A 5,393-nucleotide genomic window follows, 5' to 3' on the forward strand; every position below is an offset into this window, starting at 1 on the left:
GAGCGGCGACGCGATCCTGGACGCCTGGATCTTCGCCAATGGCGGCAAGGTCGACTGCGTCTGGGTGCATGGGTTCAAGCAGGTCAGCGGCGGCACGCATGTGAAGCGAGAGGCTATCGCCGAGCGGTTTCGCAGCGTGATGACGGCGCTTTCGGCATGAGCATGGCCGGCACAGTGGTAGCGGACGGTGGCGGCTCGCTGCACCAGCGCATCCTGACCGACATCAGTGAGAAGATCACGTCCGGTGCCTGGGCGCCCGGCCATCGCATCCCGTTCGAGCACGAACTGAGCGTGCAATACAATTGCTCGCGCATGACGGTGAACAAGGCGCTGTCACAGCTTGCCAAGGCCGGGCTGATCGAACGTCGCCGCCGCTCAGGCAGCTTTGTGCGCCGGCCGCAGTCGCAAGCGGCGGTGCTGGAAATCCACGATATCCGCATCGAGGTCGAAGCGCTCGGCTTGCCTTACCGCTACGAGCGCGTCGCTCGGCACAAAAGGCGCAGCAGCGCCGAGGATCGCGCCCTGCTGGAATTGGGCTTGGCCGGACCGGTTCTGGCGCTGGAATGCGGGCATTTCGCCGGCGAGCGGCCGTTCGCGCATGAACAGCGGCTGATCAACCTCACCGCCGTACCCGAGGCAGCAGACGTGGAATTCGTGGCCATCGCACCAGGACCATGGCTGATCGGCCGCGTGCCGTGGAGCGAAGCCGAGCACCGGATTCGCGCTGTCGCCGCCGACAGACATATAGCGGCCGCACTCGACATCGAAGCCGGCGCGCCGTGCCTGGTGGTAGAGCGGCGGACATGGAGCGCCGAACATCCGGTCACCCATGTGCGCTTTACCTACGCGGCCGAGAGCCACACGCTGGTGGCAAGGTTCAGGCCGCAGGGGTAGCGCCGACGCTCCCTTCTCCCCTTGTGGGAGAAGGTGGATCGGCGCGACAGCGTCGAGACGGATGAGGGGTGTTCCAGCGGAGTGAGACGTTGGCGTTCCCTGGAACACCCCTCATCCGTCGCCTTCGGCGACACCTTCTCCCACAAGGGGAGAAGGTGAAAGTCGACGCTTTAGATCGCGGCGGTAATAATAATCTCGACCAGATAGTCCGGGGTGGCGAGCTTTGCTTCGCCGGTGGCACGGGCTGGCGTGTTGCCCTGCGGCACCCACTTGTCCCATTCCGCGTTCATCTCGGCAAAGGTGCTCATGTCGGCCAGCCAGATGATCGCCTGCAGGATCTTGGTCTTGTCGGAGCCAGCCTTGGCCAGCAATTCGTCGACAGCCGCCAGGATGTCCCTGGTCTGCGAAGCGACGTTGCCGGTTGGCTGGCCGACCTGACCAGCCAGATAGACGGTATTGCCATGGATGACGATCTGGCTCATGCGCGGGCCGACATCGATGCGACGAATGCTCATTGGATGGTTCCTTCCTGTGACGGTTGCGCTTCTTTAGAGTCGCGGCCGGCTTGGGGCAAGGTCGCCAGGTCGAATCCCCTTGGGCCAACGGCATATGGCATGCACACACGGCAAGTTGACCCTGCGGCCGCAATTCCGCCGGATTGGCTTGTTGACTAATGTAATAACATCACATATCCAATCGGCCGCTGCCAGCAGCCGGATTTCGCCGCCTACGGATCGCAGAATGACAAATACCTGCCTGACATTCCGCGACCTGACGCTTGGCTACGGCAGTCATCCGGCGATCCATCATCTCGACGGCACCATCCGCAAGGGCTCGCTGACCGCTGTGGTCGGCGCCAACGGCTCCGGCAAATCGACGCTGATGAAAGGCATTGTCGGCGTCCTGAAGCCAATGGCCGGCGAGGTTATCCGCGCACCCGGTGTACGTGCCGCCTATCTGCCGCAGCAATCGGAGCTCGACCGCTCTTTTCCAGCGCGCGTGGTCGATCTGGTTTCGCTCGGCCTGTGGCCACGACGCGGCCTGCTTGGCCGCTACACCAAGGAAGATCGCGATGACGTCAGCAAGGCGCTGATGGCGGTCGGCCTCGGCGGCTTTGAAAAGCGCCCGATCGACACGCTGTCGGGCGGCCAGTTGCAGCGCACGCTGTTTGCGCGCGTCCTGCTGCAGGACGCCGACCTCATCCTGCTCGACGAACCCTTCAACGCCGTCGACGCCAAGACGGTCGGCGACCTCATTGCCCTGATCAAGCACTGGCACGGCGAGGAACGCACCATCATGGTTGTCGTGCACGATCTGGACCTGGTGCGGCAGAATTTCCCCGAAACGCTGCTTCTCGCCCGCCAGCCGATCGCCTGGGGCGAAACCAGGGAAACGCTGAAACCTGACAACCTGTTGCGCGCCCGCCGCTTCCACGAAGCTTGGGAAGAAAATGCACCCTGGTGCGAGCCGGGCGAGGACGCTCATGGTGACGATCACCATGGCCACGATCACGACCGCCAACATGGCGTCGGACCGAGGGCTGCCTGATGGACATGCTTTACGGCCTTGTCATCGCGCCCTTCGCCGATTTCGGCTTCATGCAGCGGGCTTTGATCGGTTCGCTGATGCTGTCGCTCGGCGCCTGCCCTATCGGCGTCTTCCTGATGCTGCGGCGCATGAGCCTGTCGGGCGACGCCATGGCGCATGCCATCCTGCCCGGCGCGGCCGCCGGCTTCCTGTTCTATGGGCTGGAGATCCTGCCGATGACCATCGGCGGCCTGATCGCCGGCGTCATCGTCGCGCTCGGCGCCGGCGCCGTCTCGCGCTTCACCATACAGCGCGAGGACGCCTCGATGGCGGCGTTCTATCTGATTTCGCTCGCCATCGGCGTGCTGATGGTGTCGATCCGCGGGTCCAGCGTCGATCTCATGCATGTGCTGTTCGGCACCGTGCTGGCGCTCAACGATGAGGCCCTGACGCTGATCGGCGGCATCGTCGCGGTGACGCTGGTCAGCCTCGCCATCTTCTGGCGGGCGCTGGTCGCCGAATGCCTCGACCCGCTGTTCCTGCGCTCGGTCAGCCGGCTCGGCAGTCCGGTGCATTTCATCTTCCTCGGCCTTGTCGTGCTCAACCTTGTCGGCGGCTTCCAGGCACTCGGCACGCTTCTGTCGGTTGGGCTGATGATGCTGCCGGCCGCAGCCGCCCGCTTCTGGACAGTTCGCGTCGAGCCGATGTGCGTGCTGGCGGTGCTGATCGGCTTTGCGTCCTGCGTCGCCGGGCTGCTTCTGTCCTATCACGCGTCGCTGCCATCCGGCCCGGCCATCATCCTGTCGGCCGGCGTCGTCTATTTCGCCTCGATCCTGTTTGGCACGCGCGGCATTCTGCGCGCGCGCATCATCCATCACCGTCACAGAACGGCCTGATCCCCGCCCCTAGAAGGAGACCCGTCTATGCTGAAATCGATCCATGCCGCCCTGGCGATGAGCGTTATAACATTAACCGCTTTTGGCGCATCGTCGGCCTTGGCCGCACCGCTGAAAGTGGTCGCCAGCTTCACCGTCATTGCCGATTTCGCCAAAAATGTCGGCGGCGACCGCATCGACGTCACCACCATTGTCGGGCCGGATGGCGACGCCCATGTCTACGAGCCGAGCCCGGCCGATGCTGTGGCCATGGCCAAGGCCGACATCGTTCTGGTCAACGGCCTGCATTTCGAAGGTTTCCTGCAGCGGCTGGTCGATGCCAGCGCCACCAAGGCGTCTATCATCACCTTGACCAAGGGCGTGACGCCGATCGATTTCAAACCTGAATTCGCCGATGCCGACGCGGCCGAAGGTGCCGGCACCGACGGCGGCAAGACGGTCACCGATCCGCACGCCTTCCAGTCGATCGCCAATGCCAGGATCTACGTGAAGAACATCGCCGAGGCTTTCTGCGCGGCGGATGCGGAAGGCTGCGTCAGCTACCAGACCAATGCCGCCGCCTACACGAAGAAGCTCGACGCGGTCGAAGGCGAAGTGAAAGCGGCGATCGCCTCAATCCCGGAGAGCAAGCGCGTCGTCATCACCTCGCATGACGCCTTCGGCTATTTCGAACACGCATACGGCCTGACCTTCCTCGCCCCGCAAGGCATCTCGACCGACTCCGAGCCATCCGCCGCAGACGTCGCCAAACTGGTCAATCAGGTGAAGCAGGACAAGGCGGCTGCGATCTTCGTCGAGAACATCACCAACCCGCGCCTGATCGAACAGATCGCCAGCGAAACCGGCATCAAGGTCGGCGGCACGCTCTATTCGGATGCGCTGTCGCAGCCCGACGGCCCGGCCGCGACCTACATCGACATGATGCACAACAACATCCGTCAGATCAAAGGCGCCATTCTCGGCAGCTGAGTTTGAAGGATCGTCCAGCCGGGCCGCATCGGCCCGGTTGGATTTTCCGCCACGCAATGTCTATTTGGCAGAGAATTCCTTCGGTACGGATTGCCGCCCATGTCGGGGAGTGGCAAGACTGCCGCCTGACCAGTTTGCGAGGATGCTGCCATGGAATACCGCGAAATCAGCGAGGACTATTCGGTTTCGGGCCAGATCCAGCCTGAGGACGTCGCCGCCATCAAGGAAGCCGGCTTCAAGAGCGTCATCTGCAACCGGCCCGATGACGAACAGCCCGGCCAGCCTTCTGCCGACACCGTCAAGGCGGCGGTGGAAGCCGCAGGGCTCGCCTTCCGCTACATTCCGGTGATCAGCGGCCAGATCACCGCCGAGAATGTCGAGGATCAGGCCGAAGCGCTCGACGAACTCGACGGCCCGGTCTTCGCCTATTGCCGCTCCGGCGCGCGCTGCACCAATCTCTATGGGCTGATCCAGCAGTCGAAGGGCTGAACGGCCAGGGCTTAAATCGGCAGCGCGCCGGTCTCCTTCAACGTCTCCAGCACGATCGCCGTCTTCACGTGCTGCACGGATTCGTGTGGCAGGAGCACGCCGTTGACGAATTCCGACAGCGACTTCAGGTCGGGCGTCACCACTTTCAAAATGTAGTCCATCTCACCGGTCAGCGCGTGCGCTTCCTGCACTTCGGGCAGCCGCGCCACCAGCTCGCCGAAGCGCCTTGCATTGTCGCGGTTGTGCGTGGCGAGCGTCACCGAAATGACATTGACCAGGGAAAAACCGAGCTTGTCGCGGTCGAGAACGGCGCGATAGCCCTTGATAAAGCCGTCCTCCTCCAGCCGCTGGCGGCGGCGCGAGCATTGCGACGCCGACAGGTTCACCCGCTCCGAAAGATCGTTGTTGGTCAGCCGCGCATCACCCTGCAACAGCGCCATTATCTTGCGGTCAAACTGGTCAATGCGCGCCTCATCCATGGTTTTTCCTCACATCATGCACGCTTCACGCATGACATCATCATTTCAAGCGTTTGAATGCAAGCACCGTGCGCCTCCTCCGCGTTATGATCGTGTCAAATGGCCTTTTCAGGCCAGGCCAGCTTTCGGAGGAATATCA

General features: G+C 63.1%; 7 protein-coding genes and 1 pseudogene. 6 read left to right on the plus strand and 2 right to left on the minus strand.

The genetic code is table 11. The annotated features are described in order from the left end of the window. Both EN984_RS38895 and hutC read left to right on the plus strand, forming a co-directional pair. Nucleotides 1-160: pseudogene (locus EN984_RS38895) on the plus strand (formimidoylglutamate deiminase); the annotation flags it as partial. A 2-nt stretch (nucleotides 161-162) separates the two neighbouring features. After that, entirely contained in the window at nucleotides 163-894 is a 732-nt protein-coding gene (hutC, locus tag EN984_RS21415; protein ID WP_164749090.1) for a histidine utilization repressor, read from the plus strand. A gap of 170 nt (nucleotides 895-1,064) precedes the next feature. Here hutC and EN984_RS21420 read toward each other — a convergent pair whose 3' ends face one another. Beyond that, nucleotides 1,065-1,409, minus strand: coding sequence for a RidA family protein (locus EN984_RS21420; protein WP_127271894.1), 345 nt, complete (start codon nucleotides 1,407-1,409; stop codon nucleotides 1,065-1,067). Between the two features lie 226 nt (nucleotides 1,410-1,635). On the opposite strand from EN984_RS21420, the gene aztA reads away from it, so the two are divergent. The 4 genes from aztA to EN984_RS21440 all read left to right on the plus strand — a co-directional run bounded on the left by aztA (nucleotide 1,636) and on the right by EN984_RS21440 (nucleotide 4,775). Beyond that, on the plus strand, nucleotides 1,636-2,442 hold the full coding sequence (aztA, locus tag EN984_RS21425) for a zinc ABC transporter ATP-binding protein AztA (RefSeq protein WP_127273264.1): 807 nt from the start codon (nucleotides 1,636-1,638) through the stop codon (nucleotides 2,440-2,442). After that, nucleotides 2,442-3,317, plus strand: coding sequence for a zinc ABC transporter permease AztB (gene aztB / locus EN984_RS21430; protein WP_031212890.1), 876 nt, complete (start codon nucleotides 2,442-2,444; stop codon nucleotides 3,315-3,317). The genes aztA and aztB overlap by 1 nt, the downstream gene beginning before the upstream one ends. Nucleotides 3,318-3,344: 27 nt before the next feature. Further along, nucleotides 3,345-4,286: a zinc ABC transporter substrate-binding protein AztC gene (aztC, locus tag EN984_RS21435; RefSeq protein WP_127272476.1), complete on the plus strand. Its 942-nt coding sequence runs from the start codon at nucleotides 3,345-3,347 to the stop codon at nucleotides 4,284-4,286. A 150-nt stretch (nucleotides 4,287-4,436) separates the two neighbouring features. Further along, nucleotides 4,437-4,775: a TIGR01244 family sulfur transferase gene (locus tag EN984_RS21440; protein WP_127270126.1), complete on the plus strand. Its 339-nt coding sequence runs from the start codon at nucleotides 4,437-4,439 to the stop codon at nucleotides 4,773-4,775. 11 nt (nucleotides 4,776-4,786) lie between these two features. On the opposite strand, the gene EN984_RS21445 is transcribed toward EN984_RS21440, so the two are convergent. Then, a complete protein-coding gene (locus EN984_RS21445) occupies nucleotides 4,787-5,254 on the minus strand; it encodes an Lrp/AsnC family transcriptional regulator (protein ID WP_127270128.1) in 468 nt (155 codons plus the stop codon). Nucleotides 5,255-5,393 lie beyond the last annotated feature (139 nt).

It is taken from the genome of Mesorhizobium sp. M7A.F.Ca.CA.004.12.1.1 (genome assembly GCF_003997835.1).
GTDB lineage: Bacteria > Pseudomonadota > Alphaproteobacteria > Rhizobiales > Rhizobiaceae > Mesorhizobium.